Annotated in this window: 23 protein-coding genes; 10 read left to right on the top strand and 13 right to left on the bottom strand. The window is 70.0% G+C overall.

The genetic code is table 11. The annotated features are described in order from the left end of the window. Nucleotides 1–45: 45 nt before the first annotated feature. The gene (locus PBV52_RS21230; RefSeq protein WP_274240200.1) at nt 46–690 is read left to right on the top strand and encodes an HAD family hydrolase; all 645 of its coding nucleotides are present in this window, start codon (nt 46–48) and stop codon (nt 688–690) included. Here PBV52_RS21230 and PBV52_RS21225 read toward each other — a convergent pair. Beyond that, complete coding sequence (locus PBV52_RS21225; RefSeq protein ID WP_274240199.1) at nt 666–917, bottom strand: hypothetical protein; 252 nt, start codon at nt 915–917, stop codon at nt 666–668. The two genes, PBV52_RS21230 and PBV52_RS21225, sit on opposite strands and share 25 nt — an antisense overlap. Before the next feature lie 165 nt (nt 918–1082). Here PBV52_RS21225 and PBV52_RS21220 point away from each other — a divergent pair, with 165 nt between their 5' ends. Then, entirely contained in the window at nt 1083–1466 is a 384-nt protein-coding gene (locus tag PBV52_RS21220; protein ID WP_058924654.1) for a cold-shock protein, read from the top strand. Nucleotides 1467–1628: 162 nt separating this feature from the next. Here the strand turns inward: PBV52_RS21220 and PBV52_RS21215 are convergent, their stop codons facing one another. From PBV52_RS21215 to PBV52_RS21200, 4 genes are all read right to left on the bottom strand, one after another. Beyond that, nucleotides 1629–2525: a 1,4-dihydroxy-6-naphthoate synthase gene (locus tag PBV52_RS21215; protein WP_274240198.1), complete on the bottom strand. Its 897-nt coding sequence runs from the start codon at nt 2523–2525 to the stop codon at nt 1629–1631. Beyond that, nucleotides 2515–3165, bottom strand: coding sequence for a futalosine hydrolase (locus PBV52_RS21210; protein WP_274240197.1), 651 nt, complete (start codon nt 3163–3165; stop codon nt 2515–2517). Before PBV52_RS21210 ends, PBV52_RS21215 begins: the two co-directional genes overlap by 11 nt. A 23-nt stretch (nt 3166–3188) precedes the next feature. Further along, nucleotides 3189–3686 carry a DUF2771 domain-containing protein gene (locus PBV52_RS21205; RefSeq protein WP_274240196.1) on the bottom strand — a complete coding sequence of 166 codons (498 nt, stop codon included), beginning with the start codon at nt 3684–3686 and terminating at the stop codon, nt 3189–3191. Between the two features lie 104 nt (nt 3687–3790). Then, the gene (locus PBV52_RS21200; RefSeq protein WP_274240195.1) at nt 3791–5218 is read right to left on the bottom strand and encodes an MFS transporter; all 1428 of its coding nucleotides are present in this window, start codon (nt 5216–5218) and stop codon (nt 3791–3793) included. 335 nt (nt 5219–5553) lie between these two features. Here PBV52_RS21200 and PBV52_RS21195 point away from each other — a divergent pair, with 335 nt between their 5' ends. Further along, entirely contained in the window at nt 5554–6480 is a 927-nt protein-coding gene (locus PBV52_RS21195) for a DUF3027 domain-containing protein (RefSeq protein ID WP_274240194.1), read from the top strand. Nucleotides 6481–6515: 35 nt separating this feature from the next. Here PBV52_RS21195 and PBV52_RS21190 read toward each other — a convergent pair whose 3' ends face one another. The 3 genes from PBV52_RS21190 to PBV52_RS21180 form a co-directional block, all read right to left on the bottom strand. Beyond that, nucleotides 6516–7388 carry a hypothetical protein gene (locus tag PBV52_RS21190; protein WP_274240193.1) on the bottom strand — a complete coding sequence of 291 codons (873 nt, stop codon included), beginning with the start codon at nt 7386–7388 and terminating at the stop codon, nt 6516–6518. A gap of 40 nt (nt 7389–7428) precedes the next feature. After that, nucleotides 7429–8292: a helix-turn-helix domain-containing protein gene (locus PBV52_RS21185; protein WP_274240191.1), complete on the bottom strand. Its 864-nt coding sequence runs from the start codon at nt 8290–8292 to the stop codon at nt 7429–7431. A 203-nt stretch (nt 8293–8495) separates the two neighbouring features. Then, complete coding sequence (locus tag PBV52_RS21180; protein WP_274240190.1) at nt 8496–8990, bottom strand: ATP-binding protein; 495 nt, start codon at nt 8988–8990, stop codon at nt 8496–8498. 155 nt (nt 8991–9145) lie between these two features. On the opposite strand from PBV52_RS21180, the gene PBV52_RS21175 reads away from it, so the two are divergent. Further along, nucleotides 9146–10021 (top strand): helix-turn-helix transcriptional regulator, encoded by an 876-nt coding sequence (locus tag PBV52_RS21175; RefSeq protein WP_274240189.1) that lies wholly within the window; start codon nt 9146–9148, stop codon nt 10019–10021. After that, nucleotides 10018–10227: a DUF397 domain-containing protein gene (locus PBV52_RS21170; protein WP_274240188.1), complete on the top strand. Its 210-nt coding sequence runs from the start codon at nt 10018–10020 to the stop codon at nt 10225–10227. The genes PBV52_RS21175 and PBV52_RS21170 overlap by 4 nt, the downstream gene beginning before the upstream one ends. A gap of 6 nt (nt 10228–10233) precedes the next feature. Here PBV52_RS21170 and PBV52_RS21165 read toward each other — a convergent pair whose 3' ends face one another. The 4 genes from PBV52_RS21165 to PBV52_RS21150 are packed head-to-tail and all read right to left on the bottom strand — an operon-like array spanning nt 10234 to nt 13780. Continuing rightward, the gene (locus PBV52_RS21165; RefSeq protein WP_274240187.1) at nt 10234–10617 is read right to left on the bottom strand and encodes a hypothetical protein; all 384 of its coding nucleotides are present in this window, start codon (nt 10615–10617) and stop codon (nt 10234–10236) included. A gap of 21 nt (nt 10618–10638) precedes the next feature. Beyond that, complete coding sequence (locus PBV52_RS21160) at nt 10639–10965, bottom strand: hypothetical protein (protein ID WP_274250022.1); 327 nt, start codon at nt 10963–10965, stop codon at nt 10639–10641. 10 nt (nt 10966–10975) lie between these two features. Further along, nucleotides 10976–11632 carry a contact-dependent growth inhibition system immunity protein gene (locus PBV52_RS21155; RefSeq protein ID WP_274240186.1) on the bottom strand — a complete coding sequence of 219 codons (657 nt, stop codon included), beginning with the start codon at nt 11630–11632 and terminating at the stop codon, nt 10976–10978. 21 nt (nt 11633–11653) lie between these two features. After that, nucleotides 11654–13780, bottom strand: coding sequence for an RNase A-like domain-containing protein (locus tag PBV52_RS21150; RefSeq protein ID WP_274240185.1), 2127 nt, complete (start codon nt 13778–13780; stop codon nt 11654–11656). Between the two features lie 196 nt (nt 13781–13976). Here PBV52_RS21150 and PBV52_RS21145 point away from each other — a divergent pair, with 196 nt between their 5' ends. After that, a complete protein-coding gene (locus PBV52_RS21145; protein WP_274240184.1) occupies nt 13977–14171 on the top strand; it encodes a hypothetical protein in 195 nt (64 codons plus the stop codon). 260 nt (nt 14172–14431) lie between these two features. Here PBV52_RS21145 and PBV52_RS21140 read toward each other — a convergent pair whose 3' ends face one another. Further along, the gene (locus PBV52_RS21140; protein ID WP_274240181.1) at nt 14432–14656 is read right to left on the bottom strand and encodes a hypothetical protein; all 225 of its coding nucleotides are present in this window, start codon (nt 14654–14656) and stop codon (nt 14432–14434) included. Nucleotides 14657–14828: 172 nt separating this feature from the next. Between PBV52_RS21140 and PBV52_RS21135 the strand changes: the two genes are divergently transcribed. The 4 genes from PBV52_RS21135 to PBV52_RS21120 all read left to right on the top strand — a co-directional run bounded on the left by PBV52_RS21135 (nt 14829) and on the right by PBV52_RS21120 (nt 21234). Further along, a complete protein-coding gene (locus PBV52_RS21135) occupies nt 14829–17984 on the top strand; it encodes a sacsin N-terminal ATP-binding-like domain-containing protein (protein WP_274240180.1) in 3156 nt (1051 codons plus the stop codon). A gap of 266 nt (nt 17985–18250) precedes the next feature. After that, nucleotides 18251–19030, top strand: a complete 780-nt coding sequence (locus tag PBV52_RS21130; RefSeq protein ID WP_274240178.1) for a calcium-binding protein — start codon at nt 18251–18253, stop codon at nt 19028–19030. A 125-nt stretch (nt 19031–19155) separates the two neighbouring features. Further along, nucleotides 19156–20094: a hypothetical protein gene (locus tag PBV52_RS21125; RefSeq protein ID WP_274240176.1), complete on the top strand. Its 939-nt coding sequence runs from the start codon at nt 19156–19158 to the stop codon at nt 20092–20094. A 228-nt stretch (nt 20095–20322) separates the two neighbouring features. Further along, nucleotides 20323–21234, top strand: coding sequence for a hypothetical protein (locus PBV52_RS21120; protein WP_274240175.1), 912 nt, complete (start codon nt 20323–20325; stop codon nt 21232–21234). The last annotated feature ends 10 nt before the right edge of the window (nt 21235–21244 follow it).

Below are 21244 nucleotides of genomic sequence, written 5' to 3'. Positions count from 1 at the left end.
CGGATCACATCCATCCGGCGTCTGGTCCTCCGGCGCCTGGGCACAATGGCCCATATGGCCTCCTCGACCCTGCCCCCGCTCACCGTCGGCTTCGACCTCGACATGACCCTCATCGACTCCCGCCCCGGCATCCACGCCTGCTACACGGCCCTGGCCGAGCGGACGGGTACGTACGTCGACGCCGACCTGGCGATCACGCGGCTCGGGCCACCGCTGGAGGAGGAACTGATCAACTGGTTCCCGGCGGAGCAGGTCGCGGCGACAGCCGACCTGTACCGCGAGATGTACCCGACGATCGCCATCGCCGCCACGCCCGCCCTTCCCGGCGCGCGCGAGGCGATCAGCGCCGTACGGGAGACGGGCGGGCGCGCGATCGTCGTCACCGCCAAGTACGAGCCGAACGCCAAGCTGCACCTGGAGCACCTCGGCATCCAGCCCGACGCGGTCGTCGGCAACCTGTGGGCCGAGCAGAAGGCGGAGGCCCTGCGTGAGTACGGGGCGAGCGTCTACGTCGGCGACCACCAGGGAGACATCCGCGCCGCGCGCGCCGCCGACGCCCTGTCCGTCACCGTGGCGACCGGGCCGTACGGCGCCGATGAACTCGATGCGCTCGGCGCGGACGTCGTCCTCACGGACCTGACCGGGTTCCCGGACTGGCTCGCCGGCTATCTCGTCGCGCCGCGTGCCTGACGCCGCCCCGCCGCGACCGAGCGGAGCACTCCCGCGCCGGCGACGAGGAATCCGACGCCCATGAGCATGCTCAGTCCGAACATGAACGTCGGAAATGGCGTCGTACCGAGCAGGAACGGGGCCACCGTGACCAGAGTGGCCACGGCACCGATGAAGAACACGACCGCTCCGGCACGGATCAGTCGGTCGCCGGGAGCGGCGGAATTCGTTTGGGTTTTGTCACGCACCGGACCAGGGTAGTTCCCTGCGCGAAGGAACAACCGGGCGACGTCTTGTCACCGGCTCCGGGAGCATTAGCCTTGGTAGCGGCGGGTCATGGTCGACCCGCTGTAGTGCTATCAAGAGCCGTTTTCAGAAGCAGTTTTCCGACGAGTACGAGGACGAGGACAGACGTGCCTACCGGCAAGGTCAAGTGGTTCAACAGCGAGAAGGGCTTCGGCTTTCTCTCCCGCGACGACGGCGGTGACGTCTTCGTTCATTCCTCGGTCCTCCCCGCCGGAGTCGAGACACTCAAGCCGGGCCAGCGAGTTGAGTTCGGCGTGGTCGCCGGCCAGCGCGGCGACCAGGCACTTTCGGTCACGGTCCTGGATCCGACCCCGTCGGTCGCGGCCGCCACCCGCAAGAAGCCGGACGAACTGGCTTCCATCGTCCAGGACCTGACGACCCTCCTGGAGAACATCACGCCGATGCTGGAGCGGGGCCGCTACCCCGAGAAGACCGCCGGCAAGAAAATCGCCGGCCTCCTGCGCGCGGTCGCCGACCAGCTCGACGTCTAGGCGCGTTACGGACTTACGGAAAATCCAGCGCACCCCGGCCGAGGGGCGGCACCAGCCCCTCGGCCGCCGCGCGTGGCACCTCTTTCTGCCGCCCTTGCACCGCTTCGCGGGCTGCGGGCGGCTGCGCCGGCCTCCGGCCGACGGTTCTGATCACCGTGCGGCTCAGGGGAACGAGAGGGCCTCGGGCCCGAGTGCCGGCACAAGACCTTCTGCCGCCGCGCGTGTGAGCAGCCCGCGTACGGCCGCGTAGCCGTCCACGCCGAGGTCGTGCGTGAACTCGTTGACGTACAGCCCGATGTGCTGGTCGGCGACGGACGGGTCCATCTCCTGGGCGTGTTCCATGACGTACGCGCGGGAGGCCTCGGGGTCGTCCCAGGCGGCCCGGACCGACGTGCGGATCGAGTCGGCCAGCAGCGTCAGGTTCCGCGCGCCCAGCGAACGCTTGGCGATGATCGCGCCCAGCGGGATGGGCAGCCCGGTGGTGTCCTCCCAGTGCTCGCCCATGTCCGCGAGCTTGTGCAGCCCGTAGTTCTGGTACGTGAAGCGCGCCTCGTGGATGACGAGCCCCGCGTCGACCTTCCCGTCCCGCACGGCGGGCATGATCTCGTGGAACGGCATGACGACGATCTCGCCGACCCCGCCGGGGAGCGTGTCCGCCGCCCAGAGGCGGAACAGCAGGTACGCCGTCGACTTCTCGCTCGGTACCGCGACTGTACGGCGGGTCAGGTCCACGCCCGCCATGGGGGTCCCCCCGCTCGAGCGAAGCCGAGAGTGGGGGAGCGTCAGAACCAGCGGGCCGCAACCCCGGCCCAGCGCACCGCCGCAGGGCAGCAGGGCGTACTCGCCGAGGACGTACGGCAGCACGGCGTACGACACCTTCAGCACGTCGAACTCGCCGCGCTCGGCCATGCCGTTGGTGATGTCGATGTCGGCGAAGGTGACGTCGAGGGCGGGGGCGCCGGGGACGCGGTCGTGGGCGAGGGCGTCGAAGACGAAGGTGTCGTTCGGGCAGGGGGAGTACGCGATCTGCAGGGGCTGTCGCTGCTGCTCACCGGTCATGCGGGTTCCAACTCTCCAGGACGGGCGCGAGCTTCCCGAAGGCCTCGGTGAGGGCCGCCAGCGCCTCGCCGATGCGCCAGGCGGCGCGGTCGCGCGGGCCGACGGGGTTGGAGACCGCGCGCAGCTCCAGCACGGGCGTGCGGTGCGAGGCCGCGGCCTCGGCGACGCCGAAGCCCTCCATGGCCTCGGCGAGGGCGGTGGGGTGGCGCTCGCGGAGCTGTGCGGCGCGCACGGCGGTGCCGGTCACGGTGGAGACGGTGAGGACCGCGCCGGGACGCGCGCCGGTGGCGGTCGCGACCTCTCGTACGAGTGCTTCGGGAGGACGGTGGGTGACGGTGCCGAAGCCCAGCTCGGTGACGGGCAGGAAGCCGTCGGGGGTCTGCGCGCCGAGGTCGGCGGCGGTGATCTCGTCGGCGACGACGAGGGAGCCGACGGGGGCGTGCGGCGCGAAGCCGCCCGCGATGCCGGCCGAGACGACCAGGTCGTACGGGGCGCCTTCGAGGGCGGCCGTGGTGAGGGCCGTGGCGGTGGAGGCGGCAGCGAGGGCGGGGCCCACGCCGGCGGCGATCACGTCGACGACGCCGGGTGCCTTGAGCGCCTGTGCCACCGCGTCCCGCTCAGCCGGGACCGCGGTGGCCACCAGGACACGTACGCCAGACGTGGTCAGCTGTCCTTCTCGAGCTTGAAGGACCACAGACCCGTCACGTCCTGCTCGCCCTCCTTGATCGACACCAGCGTCGAGTCGCCGCTGGCGCCGTACTGGGCGTTGAAGAACACGCTGCCCGGGATGGTGCGGTACGTCTTCTTGCTGGAGTCGGTGAGCGGCTGACCGTTCATGAGGACGGTCCAGCCCTCGTCCGCGATCTCCGGGTCGACGCCGAAGCGCACGGTGTCGTCGGGGTCCACCTTGATGGACTTGATGTCCTTGTCCTTCAGGCACTTGGCCAGGTCCGCGGTCTTCAGAGCGTCGCCCTCACCACCGCAGGTGGCTTCCGCGTTGACGGAGGAGGTGCCGACGGTGATCGTCGCCATCGGCGTCGGCTTGTCGCAGGCCGACAGGACGAGCAGTCCGGCGGAAACGGCGCCGGCGGCGGCGAGCGCGCGGCGGCGTCGCACAACGGCGCGGACGATAGCGGCTCCGCCGCGTGGCATCGTGGTCATGGGCGAAGGCTATCGGGCCCGTGTGGCGCTCTCTCTACGCGGGGGCGGCGTGCCGTATGTCATGGGGGCGGCGTGCCGTACGTCACGCGGGCGGACGGGGCGTGTCAGGCCACGTGCGGCCGTGCGTGGCCGCCGTGCCGGGCCGAGCCGATCAGGCCCTTGATGGTGGTCAGCCAGCCGATGGCGACGATCCCCGCGCCGACCAGCAGGCCCAGGGAGCCCCTCAGCGGCAGCACGATGCCGATCGCGCCGCCGAGTACCCAGGCCACCTGCAGCAGCGTCTCGGAGCGCGCGAACGCCGACGTACGGACCAGCTCGGGCACGTCCCGCTGGATCAGCGCGTCCAGCGACAGCTTGGCCAGCGCCTGCGCGAACCCGGCGGTCGCCGCGAGGAACGCCACCAGGATCGCGCCGAAGAAGATCGCGGCCGTGAGCGACGCGAGCAGGACGAAGCCCACGACCGTCACGATGATGATCTCGGGCGCCCGGGAGCGCAGCCACGCGCCCACCGCCGTACCGCACGCGTTCCCGATCCCGGCCGAGGCGGCCACTATGCCCAGGGACACGGCGGCGCTCTGGCCGGACATCGGGTGCTCGCGCAGCAGGAACGCGAGGAAGAAGATCAGGAAGCCGGAGAGACAGCGCAGGGCGGCGTTGGCGCCGAGGGCGTGGGTGACGGCGATGCCGACCGTGCGCAGCCCGGGGCGCTTGACGGGCTTGAGGTGCGGCCCGTGCAGATGCTGCTCGTCGGCCGCCAGCAGCGCGGTGTCCTCGCCCTTGGCCGAGTCGACCTTCGGCGGCAGGGTGAACGACAGGAACGTACCGGCGATGAAGATCACGAAGGCGCCGTACAGCGGATAGCGCGCGCCGAGCGCCTGGAGTCCCGCGCCGATGGGCGCGGCGATGCCGGTGGCCAGGAGGCCGCCGAGGGTGACCCGGGAATTGGCCTTCACCAGGGAGAAGCGGGGTGGCAGCAGCCGGGGCACCACGGCGCTTCTGACGACGCCGTAGGCCTTCGAGGCGACCAGCACCCCGAGCGCGGCCGGATAGAGCTCGATGCTGCCGGTGACGACCGCCCCGGACAGGACCAGCGCGAGCATCGCCCGCGCGAACATGGCGCCGGCCATCGCGGCGCGGCGGCCGTGGGGGAGACGGTCGAGGAGGGGGCCGATCACGGGCGCCAGGACGGTGAACGGCGCCATGGTGATGCCGAGGTAGAGCGCGACCCGGCCGCGGGCCTCGTCGGTGGGGACGGAGAAGAAGACGGTGGAGGCGAGGGCGACGGTGATCATCATGTCCCCGGCGCCGTTCACCGCGTGCAGCTCGATCAGCTTGCCGAGGCCGGACTCGCCGGCGCCATGCGCGTGGGTGGCCTTGCGGATACCGCGGGCGGTGCCGGTGAACGGGAAGTGCAGGGCACGGCCGACCGAGCGGAAGGAGCCGCGCCTCCGGCCCGATCCGCCACCTCGATTCCGGCCCCCCTTGGCCCCACCGACACCGGTGGCTCCTTGGGGCGGCTTCGCGGTTGCCACGACGCAATAGTGCCCCGAGATGGGGGTGGGTAGTGCGGTTACGGCGCGTATGGAGGGCAAGGTCTCGGGTCGGCCGGGGGCGACTCTCGGTTCGCAGGCACGGTTCAGGCACGGTTTGGGCACCCGCCGCGCAGCGGTGAAAGGGCCGTCGGTGTAGGCCCAGCGCTCGCGAACAGGTAGCGTGCATATCTCAGCCATCCCGCACAATGGATGATGTAGGTGCGCCCGAGCGCGATTCGGATGCGGATGTCGACGCGGCCCACAGGTCCGCTCCGTTCGCTCCACCGCCTTAAGGCACCGCACCCGAGAGACGGCGTAGGAGAGAAGCGATACCTGTGAGCGCAGCGACAACGCGAAGCCGCACCCCCGACCGTCTGTGCGCCGAGGCGGTCGACCTCGCGCGCAGCGCAGCCGAGGAGGCCGCCGCGCCCGGCGTCGTGGGCGAGCACGCGGGTCTGGTCTCCGAGGGCGACCGCGTTGTCACGCACTTCTTCGAGTGCAAGGAACTCGGGTACCGCGGCTGGCGCTGGGCGGTGACGGTGGCGAGGGCGTCGCGCGCGAAGGTCGTGACGCTGGACGAGGTGGTCCTGCTGCCGGGTCCGGACGCGCTGCTGGCTCCGGAGTGGGTGCCGTGGAGCGAGCGGCTCCGCCCTGGCGACATGGGCCCGGGTGACCTGCTCCCCACGGACGCCGAGGACCTGCGCCTGGAGCCCGGCTTCTCGGGCGAGGACGAGCCGGTGCCGAGTTCGGCCGTCTCCCACGAGATGGCGGAGCTGGTGGAGGCGGAGGACGCCGACGTCACGGCGGGTGTCCCGGCGGACCTGCCGATGGCCCCCTCCCGGGGCTCGATCGCCGCGGTGGCGGAGGAACTGGGCATGCGCCGCGCCCGCGTCCTGTCCCGCTACGGCCTGCACGTCGCCGCGGACCGCTGGGAGGAGTCGTACGGCGCGAAGACCCCGATGGCCCAGGCGGCCCCGGCCTCGTGCGTCACCTGCGGCTTCCTGGCCCCCATCGGCGGCTCCCTGGGGCAGGCCTTCGGCGTCTGCGCGAACGAGTTCTCCCCGGCCGACGGCCGGGTCGTGTCCCTGACGTACGGCTGCGGAGGCCACTCCGAGGCCGCGGTGATGCCCGCGCCGCCGCGTCCGGCTCCGCCGGTGATCGACGAGACGCGGGTGGATCCGTTCCCGCTGCGGCCGGCGGCGGATTCGGGGTCGGTGTCGGTCGTCTCCGACGAGGATGCGGCGGAACTGGGGCACTCGTAGGGAGGTCCGCCCGCTCCGCCGACTGTGACTGCTGACTACTCGGCTTCGAAGATTTCTTCTGCTGTCGGGGCGGTGACGGCGCGACGGTGCCAGCGGTCCAGGATCTCCAGGTCGTCACACCCGGTGATGCGCTCACGAGCGTCTTCCGGGACGTCGATGCCTCGTTCAGCCAGGACAGCCAGGACGTCCTTGGCGGCACGTCGTGCCTCGCCCTCGGCCCGGATCTCTTCTGCGATGTACGACTTGTAGAAGGAGAGGTCCACGGCCACCAGGTTCCTCCAGAGTTCCGCGGCCGGGTGCTTGCCCAAGCCTTGTGAGATGAGTTCGGTGATCGGTTCGGCGATGGCCTGCGGTGTGTCCCGCAGCACGGTCGTCACTGCCTTCAGTATGGCCCCGACGTCCGGATTCTTGGCGTGGGTGATCGCGGACAGTGTGGCGAGCGCGAGGTCCTTGCGGACCTCGGCCGGGTCGGTGATCACTGGCATGTTGTGCGGTCCCGCGACCAGCGGGCGCAGGGTGAGCAGGGGCCACTGGCGAGGGCCGAAGTCGACCGGGCGAGCGGCCCATTCCGCGGTGGCGCGGTCCTGGCAGACGACCAGCAGCATCGGCTGCAGCCGGTACTTCGTGAGCAGGTACGAGGCGTAGTACGCCCAGCTCGCGGGCTTGTCCGGGTCCTGCCGGCCTTGGGCCTCGATCGCGAGGAGCAACGGCTCGTCGTCCTCCGTCTCCAACCGTACGAGTGTGTCCACACGGCGTTCGACCGGGCTGGTCTCGGTGAGGTCGTTGGGCAGGACGGTGACCGAGGTGGGCGGGGAGAAGTCGATGCCCAGCACCTCGGAGACCCCGGAGAAGAGCCCCGGATAGTCCTGGAAGATGCGGTGCATCGCCTCGTGGGACGAGCTGACCATGGTGCGGTTTCGGGCCTTTCGTTGGGTACGAGGCAGCCGCTCAGGCGGCCTGCGCGGGATCGGGCGTACGGCAGGCGCGGCAGCTGCCGGGCAGCGGTGCCCGGAAGGCGCGGTCGCAGCCTTCGCAGGTCTGGAAGGGGTGCCGGACGGGCGGCGGTGGTGCGGGTGCGCGCAATGGGGGTGGGGGTGGCAGCTGGGTGGTGAGGCGGTGGGCCAGGAGGGCTGCCGGTCGGCACAAGGGCTCGGGTGGCAGGTCGGTGGTCAGGGTGTGGCGTACGGCGGTGGGGGTGAGGTCCCGTTCCAGCCAGGCCGCGACGCCGGGGGCCAGGTGTGCTGCGTCGCGCTCGCTGAGCAGCAGGCGGGGGTCGTGGTGGCGGAGGTCTGCGAGGAGGTCGGTGGCCGTCTGGAGGAGGGTGGGGGCCGGGTAGGCGGGTTGGGGTACCGCGGGGAGGGGTTTGCGGGGTGCCGGGTTGCGCTTCTTCCGGGGTGGGGCCGGGTGGTCCTGGGCGTGGCGGTGGCCGGGCTGGTTGCAGGAGATCGTGCGGGTGACGATGCGGCCGGCGGGGGTGCGTCGGCGTTCGCGGCGCAGGTAGCCGTGGGTCTCCAGCTCGCGCAGGGCGGCGGCGATACGGGTCGTGCCCTCGGGGAAGCGGGCCGCGAGGGTCTTGATGTCGACGCGGGCGCCCGCGGGGAGGGACTGGATGTAAACGGCGAGCCCGATCGCGAGGCCGGACAGTTCCGGGTGTTGGGCGAGGTGGTTGCCGATCACCGTGAAGCGGGTGGTGTGGCGGGTGTGGTCGTGGACGAGGCCGCCGCCGGAGTGAGGGTGCCGCTGGTTCGGCTTGTTGTTGGCGGCAAGCCGGGACTGGGCACGCGGGGGCGCGCTAGGGTTCTGCGTATCCATCGGGAAGTCCTTACCTTCCTCGGTGGTCAGGCCCTCGCACTGGGATTGCCGTCCCGGCGGGGGCCGTCGCATGTCTGCGGTTGTGTTGCGGCGAGCGTAAGGCAGGCAACCTGTCCCGAATCCAGCCGAGTTGGTGATGTTCACCCGGGCGGGTGAGTTTGCGCCGGGGGCGGGAGGGAGGGGTGGGGTTTGGTCGGGTTCTTTCACCTTCGTGTTTCTTGGGGGAGACCGCTCGAGCCACCGGAGCGCGGATTTCCGGGGATCGGCGGGAGAGTGACTTCGGCCCACACGGTCTTGCGCGGGGCGGGGCCTTCGGTGAATCCCCAGCGGTCGGCGAACGCCTCCACCAGGAGAAGTCCGCGGCCCGACTCGGCCTCGGGGGCGGGGGGTTGGGGGTGCGGGAGGCGGTCACCGCATGTGTCCGTGACCTCGATACGGACGGTGTCGCCGACTACGTAGAGGAGCAGGAGGAAGTCCCGGCCGGGGATGCGGCCGTGGGTGACGGCGTTGGCTGCCAGCTCGGCGACCACGTGTGCTGCTCGGTCCAATGGCAGGCCCCAGCTGCGGAGTTGTTCGGTGGCCAGGAGGCGGGCGAGGCGGGCGCCGCGTGGGGTGGGGGACAGCTGCACGCTGAAGTTGCGGATGTGGTTGTCGAGTTGGGTGAGTGGGGGCGTGGGGGCGGCGGTTTCCTGATTCACGTCACTCAGCGTGGCCGTGCGTGCTTACTGTGAACAGTGACTCAGCGGGTGCGTACGGTGACTGTCCGGAGCTTGTCCGGTCGTGTCCGGGCTGTCGGGGCGGGCGTGCGGGTAGGGCGCTGCTGCATTGCGGCGGTACGACGGAGGGGTACGGGATGTCGGTCGAGGTGGATGCCGGACGGCTCAAGACGGAGGCGGACGAGCCGGGGTGGGAGGTGGATCCGGACGACGAGTGGGGAGTCGCGGTCATCGCGACCGTCGGGCGACAGCTGAAGCTGCGGCGGGAGGCGGTGGGGATGCGGGCCGCGGACTTCGGGAGAGCGGTGGGGTACGGCGAGGACCTCGTCTACAAGATCGAGGGTGGGAAGCGGATTCCTCGGCAGGAGTACCTGGACAAAGCCGACGAGGTGTTGGACGCGGGCGGGCTCATCGCCGCTGCGTGGGAGGACGTGAAGAGGGTCCGGTACCCGAAGAAGGTGCGGGCGCTGGGGGAGATGGAGGCCAAGGCGGTCGAGCTCCAGCTCTACGATCCGCTGAACGTCCACGGTCTGTTGCAGACGCCGGAGTACGCACGCGGGCTCCTCCTGATGCGGCGCCCCGCTTACACAGAGGACGAGGTGGAGCGGTTCATCGCGGCGCGCGTGGCCCGCAAGGCCGTGTTCGAGCGGGACCCCGCGCCTGAACTCAGCTTCGTCTTGGAGGAGTGGACGCTGCGGCGTCCGCTCGGAGGCAGGGGGGCGTTGCGTCGCCAGCTCGAACATCTACTGGAGGCGGGGGAGTCGCGGAACGTCGAGCTTCAGGTGATGCCGATGGATCGGGAGGAGCACGCCGGACTGGCCGGTGGAATCGAGGTGCTGAAGTTCGAGGATGGTTCGGCAGTGGGGCGTTCGCCAGCCATGGCCAACGGACGCCCGGTCTCCGAACCCAAGCAGCTCCGTATCCTTGAACTGAGGTATGGCATCATCCGGGCGCAGGCTCTCACACCGCGTGAGTCGACTGCCTTCATCGAGCAACTGCTGGGGGAAACATGATCCGCAACACCTCGGCCGGGAACGCCCCCGAGCTGGTGTGGTTCAAGAGCAGCTACAGCAGCAGCAGCGAGGGCGACTCGTGCGTCGAAATCGCGGTAGCGCCCCGCACGATCCACGTCCGCGACTCCAAGCACAGCGACGCCGGCCCCTGCCTCGCCCTCGCGCCGCAGGCCTGGGTCGACTTCGTGTCGTACGCGACGCGATGAACTGCGTCAGCGGACGTATGTGATCGCCCCGACCAGGCACACCGGCAGGGTGAGGGCGAGCTGGAGGATCCAGGGGGTTCCAGGGCCCTCGCTGTCCGGCCTGCCGGGGTTTCCCGCTCGCCAGGTCATGAAGGTGCGCAGGGCCTTCCAGTGGCCCACAACGCAGAGGGCGCAGGCGATGAGGACGGCGCTGTAGACGGGTAGCCACTCGGTGACGGACTCGTCGTAGACCGCGGCCAAGCCCAGAAGGACGAGGAACGTGAACGCGGGGCCCATGGAGGCGAAGATCTTCTGGCGCCGGTTGACCATGCCAGGGAGCATCCCAGCGATGAAGGCGGCCGCGCTGAGCACTGCGAAGAGCCACCACAGCGGCGAGGTCTTGTCCGGCATCTTTACCCTTTCTTTGGCTCATTATCGTAGGTAAGCGTGTGGTGGGCCCTCCGGAGGGGGTGGCGCCCCGCGCTCCTCGGGGGGTACCGGCACCGGTTCGTCGTCGAGTTCGCTCAGAACGCCGCTGATGCCGCGGCGAGGGCGGGGGTGGTCGGAAGGATGCGGCTCACCCTGCGGGACGTCCAGTCGCATCGCCACCCGCAGGGCCGGTGCGGACTGCTCGGCGGGGGAGGCGACTGCGGTGTACAACTCTCCGGATGCGTGCCGGGCCTGAGCCTGCTCGGGTGTCAGCGGGTTCATGGGCGTCTCGGCGAGGTTGCTCCACTGCTCGCAGTAGGTCCAGATCATGGCTGATTCACTACGCCGCAGCGATCCTTTGGTGGATCAGCTCCAGCCATTGCCGGAGTGACATCCCTTCCGGTGGCAGGAGGTCGAGCCCCAACGCCGAGGTTGCCGTGTGGAGTTCCTGATCCGAGGGCACCATCGTCAGAAGTTCGGTGATCTCCTGCGCTGCCTGTGCACGGTCTTCCGGTGCGGCTTCGCTGACGTACTCATCGATAGCCTCCTCGGGAGAGTTATGGAATTCTGAGTAATTTTGGTGCAAGTAGCCGCCGAGGAATTGGCTCAAGTGGGGGAATCGCTCGTTCCATTCCCATGCATTCTGTGGGTTCATCTGGGGAACTCGTGACGGGTCTTGCAGGAACCGGTGGAGGTGGTCTCTGGCGATACGCAGGCAGTCCTCCACACTGGTGCCCATCGGCGGTCGGATGTGCTGTAGGTCCTCTACATCATCCGCGATCTCTTCGGAGAAGAGTCCGACGGAGAGTAGGTCGTCAATTTGATGGACGGCGATTGATGCGCGCGCAGGGTCCCGCGCAGCGATTCTGAGGTAAGAGGCCAGGCCAGGGCCTGGGGTCTCTGCGGTGTCGGAGAATGTGAAGCCGGTGTTCGCGTAGGCTTCTAGCAACTCGCTGAGTTCGTAGAATCGCTGCCCAGGTGGGAGTGCCTGACTCATCGCTTGCTCCAAGAGTGGGTTTCAGGGGTGAGGGAACGAAGTGAGGACGCGGTATCCGGATGCCGCCGACGGGTCAGCCTTGAGGATGACACGAACGCGGTTCACCCACTTCGTTGGCTGTCCGTGGGTGAAGTCGTACCGCGTGAGGCGGAGTCCCGTGGGCTCGGCAAACTTCGCTTCTAGTCGCAATGTTCCTTTCGCGCCATTGGTCAGCCAAGCAGATATCTTCCGTTGGTTTCGTTCGATAGCGAGAGTCTCGTCCGTGAAGCGTTGTGCCGAATTAACGTCAACATAACGTGAGTCCGCGTCGAGCTTAGGATTTTCACGCAGACGCTTACGCATGCCAGCAATGGTCTTGTCGACATGCCTGTCGATGGTATGAGCCTTGCTCTTGCCTCCAAGGCTCTTGCCTTCGTCACCGCGGACATCCGCACGGTGCTCGGGCTTGGTGCGCCCCTTGCGTTTGTTCCTCGGCCACGCGTTGTAGTCCCCGCCGGACCCATTCGAGGCGCCCAACCCCATGAGGACGAGCCCGGCCGTGCCGAGGAGGCCGGCGTTGAGGGCCGCCTCGGCCGTGAGCGCGCCGACCGCGCCACCCCCGGCCAGGGCGAGCCCCCCGGGAGGGAACAGGGCGAGCAGGGAGAGCAGGAGGAGGGCGAAGCCGAGGTAGACCAGGAAGGTGTTCAGGGCGTCGAGGAGGTGGAGCGTGCGGATGGCCCTGCCGTCGGGGCCCGCGTCGCCGAGCCCGCGCCACAGCAGGAATACGCCGGTGGTTGCCGACCCCAGCGCGGTTCCGAGGCGGAAGCGGTGGGTCGCCAGCAGTTCACCCATTGGTTGTGCCGACACCTGCTGCCAGCTGCGGAGCAGGACCGTGAGCTGGTAGGCGATCCAGGCCAGGGCGGCTATGCCGAAGCCCATGAGGATCTTCGGTCCCGCACCGGTGCTGAAGAACTCCTGGAGGCCCGCGGTGGAGGTGAACGAGCCGACGCCCAGGAACAGCAGCGAGGGGAGCATCAGCACGCACGGGATCAGCAGGAGCCATCGCCTGCGAGAACGTCGGGCCGCTCGCGTCGCCTTCAGCCACGCGCGGATGTTCAGCGCCTGCCAGGCACGCTGGTTGTCGGACGCGTCCATCCGCGCCGTGATCCCCGCGACGACCTGGCGAAGTTCCCCGGTGGCCTCGGACGGCGCCGACGCGGCGGCGTACAGCAAGGCGCGCCGCAGCCTGACGTAGCGCAGGACGATCAGCAGGCTCCATGGCAGACGCCAGGCCGCGTAGCGCAGCAGGGCGCCCAGGCTGTCGCCTTCGGCGCGCTCGGAGGTGAGGAGTACGTCGGGCACAGTGCGCTTGCCGTGGTGGAGTTGGCGTACGTCCACGGCCATGGCGATGGCCAGGCACACGAGGGGCGCAGCCCACGCGAGCCCGTCCAGGGACTCGAGCCACTCCCTGGCCCAGCCGGTGTGTTCCTGTACCGCGTAGTTGTTCACCGCGTGATACACGGCGGCGGCCGCGATCGGGAGGATCGACAGCAGGCGTACCCAACCGCGTGCGCGCCACAGCAGCCCGACGCCGAAGCCGGCCATGGCCGTGAACACCAGGTGCGTGAACGTCTCCGTGACCGTAGGTCCACCCAGGTCCAGTTGGCTGAACGGCGCCGGCAGCCAGGACGTCAACACCTGCCCCAGGCCCGGCACATAGGGACGGGACAAGCTGTCGGGGATGATCCAGCCTTCACCCCGGACAATCGCCCGGTCCGCGTCCAGGCCGAACCGGAGAACCGCCTCCAGCAGCCCGAACCCGGCTCCCAGCGCCGCACCCACCACCACGAAGTCGGTCAGGCCCCACTGCCGGCGGACCCGCAGACTCAACCCCGCCAGCAGCAACGGGGCGACCTTGAGTAATTCCTCCACCCAAGGAGCCACCGTGTAGCTGGTGGTGTTCACCACCGTCACCAGCGACTGCCCGGACTGCTCCGCGTAGACACGGGTGTAGGCGAACTGCACCAACGCCGTCGCCACACCGCATCCGTACACGCCCACCGCGAGCGCCAGCAGCACCGTCGACAGGCGCACCGAACGCGTCGGCCAGGACAGCGCGAACAGTTGCAGCACGCCCCAGACGGCCGCCACCGCCATCACCAACGTCACGCCAGGCCCCCCAAGCACCGGAACAATGTTCGATTCGCGATAGTGAACGCGATGCTATGTAGTCAACTGCGAGCGCAGCAAGCGAGTTGGGCAAGCGAGTTGGGCAAGAGTGTCGATTCCCCGGGACGGGTCCCGTGCGGGTGCCGCGACACTGCCGTCGGCGATCGGCGATCGGCGGATCGAGAGGAGATCGACGGTGTCCGGCAAGAAGACGCACATCCGCATGACCGTCCACGCGCTGTTCGCGGCCGCGATGACGCTCGCCTTGCTGATGGTCACATGCGGTTCGTCCGTGGCGCAGACCCGGTGTGAATCCCGTGGTCAGGTGTACGCCCAGAAGGTCATCGTCACCCACAAGGGCAAGAAGGGGCGAGGGAGCTCGAGCTCATGACGGTCTCGGGCAAGACGCATCGCAGCGCCTCATGGCTGTGGTGGCTGACCGGGGGAATTGCCCTCGCGCTGGTCACGGGCGGCGGCGGAGCCCTTTGGCTGCGTGCGCGTCGGCGAGCGGTCCAGGGTTCGGACTCTCCGGACTCTGACGCATCCGATGTATCTGACGCGTCCGACATAACGGTCACGCCAAGCGCCGCGAGTGAATGACCGCCCCGCCGGCGGTCCTGGCCGGCCTGGCCGGGATGTCGGGTGGGCGGATCAGGAGCGCCGGGCGCGCCGGGCGCGGCGGATCAGTCGGGATGCCGTGAGATACAGCGCGGTGATGACCGCCCAGGCCGCCAGGAACTGGAGCGCGAGGTTCTTGTCGCCCCCGCTCCAGACGATGGCGGTCACCGCCGGACCGCCGATCCACCAGACGAGCAGGACGATTCCGACGACCAGTGTGACCAGTTGACCGAGGGCCTCCTTGATCAGGTCCAGCATGGTCCGGCACTCCCCGTGCAGATGAGACGTCTACATGATCAACCGGCTCAGCTTAGGGACTCCTGACCGAGTGACGCGAGTCGCCTCAGGCTCCCGATGAGCGCGCATCCTGTGCTCCGTGCCCCGCTCCCCAAGCGGTACCTTCAACATCACGCCGATGAGGAGAGTCAACGTGAGCAAGTTCGTGCGGCCCGCAGCCGAAGGTGCCGACCCCTTCGGTACGGCCCGTCTGCGCCGCGGCGTGCTGGACGCCTGGGCCACCAGCCCCGCCCGTTTCCGCGAGGACGCCAACGCCGAGGAGGATCTGGTCCTCGGCGGGTATCGGGACCGGCTCGTCGTCGAGCTTGCTCAGAACGCCGCCGACGCCGCCGCCCGGGCAGGGGTGCCCGGAAAGCTCCGGCTCACCCTGCGGGACGGGGTTCTCGTCGCCGCCAATACCGGTGCCCCGCTGGACGCCGCCGGCGTCGAGTCGCTGTCCACTCTTCGTGCCTCCGCCAAGCGGGACGCCCAGCAGCAAGGCGCCGTCGGCCGGTTCGGTGTCGGCTTCGCCGCCGTCATCGCCGTCACCGACGAGCCCGCCGTGGTCGGGCGGCACGGTGGTGTCCGGTGGGGCCTCGCCGAATCCCGGGAACTGGCCCAGGACGTCGCCCGGCACAGTCCCGGCCTCGGAGACGAGATCCGGCGCCGCGACGGGCACGTCCCGCTCCTCCGGCTGCCGTTCGCCGCCGAGGGGACCGCCCCGGATCCGTACGACACCGCCGTCATCCTCCCCCTGCGCGACACCGCCGCCGCCGATCTCGCCGAGCGGCTGCTGCACGCCGTCGACGACGCGCTGCTGCTCGCCCTGCCCGGCCTGGAGGAGGTCGTGGTCGAGGTCGGGGAGGGCGAGCCGCGCACGCTGCGGCGCCGGGTCGACGGCCCGTTCACCGTCGTGGAGGACTCCGGCAACGGCGTCACCCACTGGCGTACGGCTGCCGCGAACGGCCCGCTCACGCCCGAGCTTCTGGCCGACCGCCCGGTGGAGGAGCGGCTGCGGCCCCACTGGTCGCTCACCTGGGCCGTCCCCGTCAACGCCGCCGACAGCACCCCTGCCCGGCCCCGCACGGCCCTCGTCCTGCACGCGCCCACGCCCAGCGACGAACCCCTCGGCGTCCCGGCCCTCCTCATCGCCTCCTTCCCCCTCGACACCACCCGCCGCCACGCCGCCCCCGGCCCGCTCACCGACTTCCTCGTCCAGCGCGCGGCCGACGCCTACGCCGAACTGCTCGCCGACTGGCGCCCGGTGAGCGAGGGCATCATCGGACTCGTGCCCGGGCCGCTCGGCAAGGGCGAACTGGACGGCGCCCTGCGCCAGGCGATCCTGGAGCGGCTGCCCCGGACTGCGTTTCTCCCGCCCGCCCACCCGGCGTCCCTCCCGCCGGCCGTCGAGCCACACGAACTGGAACCGGAGCTGCCCGAGTCGCTCCGGCCGCGTGACGCCGAAGTCGTCGAAGGCGCGGGCGCCGACACCGTGCGCGTCCTCGCCGAGGTGCTGCCCACCCTCCTCCCCGCCGGGCTCGAACGGCGCGTGGAGCTGCGGACCCTGGGCGTCGCCCGCGTCCCGCTCACCGACGCCATCGACCGGCTCGCCGGACTGGAGAAGGCGCCGAGCTGGTGGCGGCGGCTCTACGACAGCCTCGCCGGGGTCGACCCGGACCGCCTGTCCGGCCTCCCCGTGCCGCTCGCCGACGGGCGCACCACCATCGGGCCCCGGCAGGTCCTGCTCCCCACCCCCGACGGCGCCCCCATCGACCCCGAGATCCTCGCCCGCCTCGGCCTCAAGGTCGCCCACCCGGACGCCGCCCACCCGCTCCTGGAGAAGCTCGGCGCCCTGCCGGCCACGCCCCGCGCGGTCCTCACCACGCCCCAGGTGCGAGCCGCCGTCGCCGCCTCCCTGGACGACGACGGGGGCGTGAGCTGGGAGGAGGACGCTCCGGACGCCGAGGAACTGGCCGACACCGTGCTCGCCCTGGTGCGGGACGCGGGCCTGGAGCCCGGTGACGAGCCGTGGCTCGGCGCCCTCGCGCTGCCCGACGAGGAGGGGGAGCTGGCGCCCGCCGGCGAACTCGTCCTGCCCGGCAGCCCCTTCGCCCAGGTCATGCGGGAGGACGAACTCGCCACCGTCGACGCCGAGCTGGCCGAGAAGTGGGGCGAGCAGCCGCTCGCCGCCTGTGGTGTTCTCGCCAACTTCGCCCTCGTCCGGGCCACGGACGTCGTCCTCGATCCGGACGAACTGGAGCCGCGCGAAGGCGACTTCGCCGAGCCCGACGACGCGGGTCTGCTGGACGCCGTGGACGTCTGGAGCGAGGACATCCTCGACCGCTTCCCGGACACGCCCGTACCGCCGGTCGCCACCGAGCTGATCGCCGTACGCGACCTGGATCTGGTGGACGACGGCAAGTGGCCCCAGGCCCTCGCGCTGCTGGCCCAGCCGCCCCTGCGGGACGCGCTGACCCAGCAGGTGCGGATCCTGCTGCCGGACGGCACGCATGAGGTCGTACGGCCGTACACGGCCTGGTGGCTGCGGGGGAACCCGGTGCTGGACGGCCGCCGCCCGGCCGGTCTCCTCGCCTCCGGCGGCGACCCGCTCCTGCGCGGCCTGTACGACGAGGCGGACGCGACCGGCTTCGAGGACGAGCAGGTGCTGCGGGCGCTGGGCGTGCGGACGTCGGTCGCCGCGCTGCTGGAGGAGCCGGGCGGCGCCGCCGAGCTGCTCGACCGGCTCGCCGACCCGGAGCGTCCCGTCACCTCGCCCCAACTGCACGCTCTGTACGGTGCCTTGGCCGACCTGGACCCTGAGCAGGTGACCCTGCCGGACGAGCTTCGGGCGGTCGTCGACGGGCGGGTCGAGGTCGTGGACGCGGCGGACGCGGTGGTCGTCGACTCGCCGGATCTGCTGCCCTTCACCGAGGGCGTGCCGCTGCTGCCGGTACGGCCGACGCGGGCCGCCGAACTGGCCGAGCTGTTCCAGGTGCGGCGGCTGAGCGAGTCCGTCACCGGGGAGGTGACGAGCGAGGGCGCCGAGCATGACGTACCGGAGTCGGTGCGGCTGCTGCTGGGGGCGCGGACGCCTCAGTCGTACGTCGAGCACGAGGAGCTCGTGGTCGACGGGGTGGAGATCGACTGGCGGCTCACGGATGACGGGGTGCTGCACGCGTCCACCCTGGAGGGTGTCGCGGCCGGGCTCGCGTGGGCGGCGAGGCAGTGGCCGCGGCGGTTCGAGGTGGCGGCGTTGCTGGAGGACCCGTCCAGGACGGCGGAACTGGCCCGCGATCGCTGGTTCGACTGAGCGACAGGGGCCGTCCGAGCAACAGGGGCCGTCCCCGCGGACGGCCCCACGAGGAAGTACACGGTCACGATTCCACCTTCCGGGGCTGATCTTGAAACTTCTCGCACAAATTCTTCAGGAGTCGTACAACCTTTCACTTGTGTCGTGAATCTGATCATGCGAGCCAACAGGCTCCCTGATCACTCGGGTCCCGCAAGGCGCCCTGGGCCGCTTGGTACGACACGCGACCGGCGCCGGGACCCCCTTCTCCACGTGGGGAACGACACATGCGCATGCGTGCCACCCTCGGCGTCGTCACCGGTGCCCTGGCCCTCTCCGCTCTCGCCGTCCCGGCCGCGCAGGCCGACGAGGTCGAGGGCGACACGACGATCTCGAACGTCGTCGTGAACGGCGGCAAGGCGGCGGTCGTCGGAGCGACGACCACGAAGACCATCACGGTCTCCTTCACCGTCAAGGACGACTCGGGCGTCGACTGGGCGCAGGCGATCCTGTACCACGGTGCCGACATGGACAGCTCCGACACGGGCGCCGTGGCCAACAGCAGCGACGGCCGTGCCACCTGCACCGTGGTCAGCGCCACCACGTCGAACTGCAAGTCGACCTTCGACCTCGACCCGGGCTACAACGTGGGCAACTTCGCGGCCGGCTCCTGGAAGGTCTGGGCGATCGCCGCGGGTCACGACGCCGACTACGTCCTGAAGGAGAACGCCAAGAGTTTCCTGGTGCAGCGCGCCTCGAAGCTGACGGTGAACGCCTCGCCGGAGCCCGTCGCCAAGGGCAAGACCATCACCGTCACGGGCAAGCTGACCCGCGCCAACTGGGACCGCGGCACGTACAACGGTTACTCCACCCAGCCGGTGAAGCTGCAGTTCCGCAAGAACGGCACCAGCACCTACACCACGCTGAAGACCATCAAGACGAACACCTACGGCGACCTGAAGACCACGGTCACCGCCTCCGCGGACGGCTACTTCCGCTACCGCTTCGAGGGCACCACGACCACCCCGGCGATCAGCGCCACGGGTGACTTCATCGACGTCCGCTAGTCAGTAGCGCGACGGGACGTCTGCCGCCCGGTGCCGGTTCTTCCGGCGCCGGGCGGTTCCCGATTCCACCATCACTACGGTCCCGTGACGACCATCGCCGGGTCCCTCATACTCCTGGGGAGCGCATGCGCATCCGAGCCACCGTGGCCGCCGTCTCCGGCGCCCTGGCCCTCTCCGCCCTCGCCGTGCCGGCCTCGCAGGCCGCCGACGCCCCCTCGTACGGCAAGGAAGACGTCCGGGCGGCCGTGCAGGCCGCGCGTCAGGCCGACGCCGGCGGCTCCGCCCGCAGCACCTACGCCGCCGAGGACGAGGGCACGCCGTACGCCCTGGACCTCTCCTTCTCCGACGTGAAGGTCAACAACGGCAAGCCGATCGTCGCGGGCATCGCCAACCAGGTGACCGTCCCGGTGACGTACAAGGTCACGCACGCCGCGGACATCGACCTCAGCGCCCCCGACTTCTACCTGGACGTGGAGATCTACCGCGGCGCCTCCTACGCCGAGTGGGACAACCTGCTCTTCGGCGACGACTGGCCGGTCTGCACGGCGACCTCCGCCACCACCGCCAACTGCAAGGGCACCATCGACATCTATCCGGACTTCGAGCTGGAGAACGTCGACGCCGCCACGTGGAAGGCCGGCGGCTACGCGTACGACTTCAACGACCAGGACCCGCTCGCCGAGGACATCGACTGGAGCAAGGTCGGTTACGCCGAGCAGGACGGCCTGGGCACCACCAAGCTGCAGCGTTACTCCAAGCTGACCGTGAACGCCTCGCCGGAGCCGGTGAAGAAGGGCAAGACCATCACGGTCACCGGCAAGCTGACGCGCGCCAACTGGGAGACCCACAAGTACGCGGGCTACTCCACTCAGCCGGTGAAGCTGCAGTTCCGCAAGAAGGGCTCCAGCACCTACACCACGCTGAAGACCATCAAGACGAACACCTACGGCGACCTGAAGACCACAGTCACCGCGTCCACGGACGGCTACTTCCGGTACCGCTTCGAGGGCACCGCGACGACCCCGGCGGTCAGCGCCACGGGTGACTTCGTCGACGTGCAGTAGATAGCAGGGCAGTAAGAGAGAAATAGGGCATGCGTCACGAACTCCCCTGCTTCCACTGGGAGTTCGTGACGAAGCTCACGAACTTTCCTCGCCGACGACACAACCGGCCACCCCCGTCGCCTATCTGATCACATGGGTCAACAGGCCCCACGATCACTCGGGCCCCGACGTGACCGGCAGTGCACGGAACGACGACCAGCGGGGCCCCTTTCCGTACCAGGGGAACGCATGCGCATCAGAGCCACCGTGGCCGCCGTCTCCGGCGCCCTGGCCCTCTCCGCCCTCGCCGTTCCGGCCGCACAGGCCGACGACTCCGCCGCCGCCCAGCGCGCGGACGTCGCGAAGATCCGCCAGGCCGCCCACGCCGCGTCCGGCAGGGCCCCGGCCGAGGAGGGCAAGCCGTACGCCCTGAACGTCACCTTCTCCAACTTCAAGATCGCCAAGGCGATCAAGGTCGGCACGACCGAGCACGTCGCGGCCACGGTGACGTACACGCTGACCCACGGCGAGGATGTCAACATCGCCGCCGCCGACTTCATCACCGACCCCCTCGTCTACCGGGGCTCCGCCACCGCGCCGGACAACATGCTCTACGGCAACAAGCCGGCCAAGTGCACCGCGACCTCCGCGACCACCGCCAACTGCAAGGGCACCATCGACGTCTACCCGGGCAACCACGAGCTGCTCAACTCGGACGCCGGGACGTGGCGGGCCGCGGCCGAGGCCACCGCCTTCAACGGCCAGGACCCGGCGGGCGAGACCTTCGACATCACCAAGGTCGGCTACAAGGGCCAGAGCGGTCTCGGCACCACGCTGATGCAGCGCTTCTCCAAGCTGACGGTGAACGCCTCGCCGGAGCCGGTGAAGAAGGGCAGGACCATCACCGTCACCGGCAAGCTGTCCCGCGCCAACTGGGACCGCGGCACGTACAACGGCTACGTCGAGCAGCCGGTGAACCTGCAGTTCCGTAAGAAGAACAGCAACACCTACACCACGGTGAAGACCATCAAGACCAACGCCACGGGCGACCTGAAGACCACGGTCAAGGCCACCGAGGACGGCTACTTCCGCTACACCTTCGCGGGCACGACGACGACCCCCGCGGTCAACGCGACCGGCGACTTCGTCGACGTCCAGTAGCCGAGCGCAG

The organism is Streptomyces sp. T12, from assembly GCF_028736035.1.
Lineage (GTDB): Bacteria > Actinomycetota > Actinomycetes > Streptomycetales > Streptomycetaceae > Streptomyces.
This window is presented reverse-complemented; position numbering and strand designations above follow the sequence as displayed.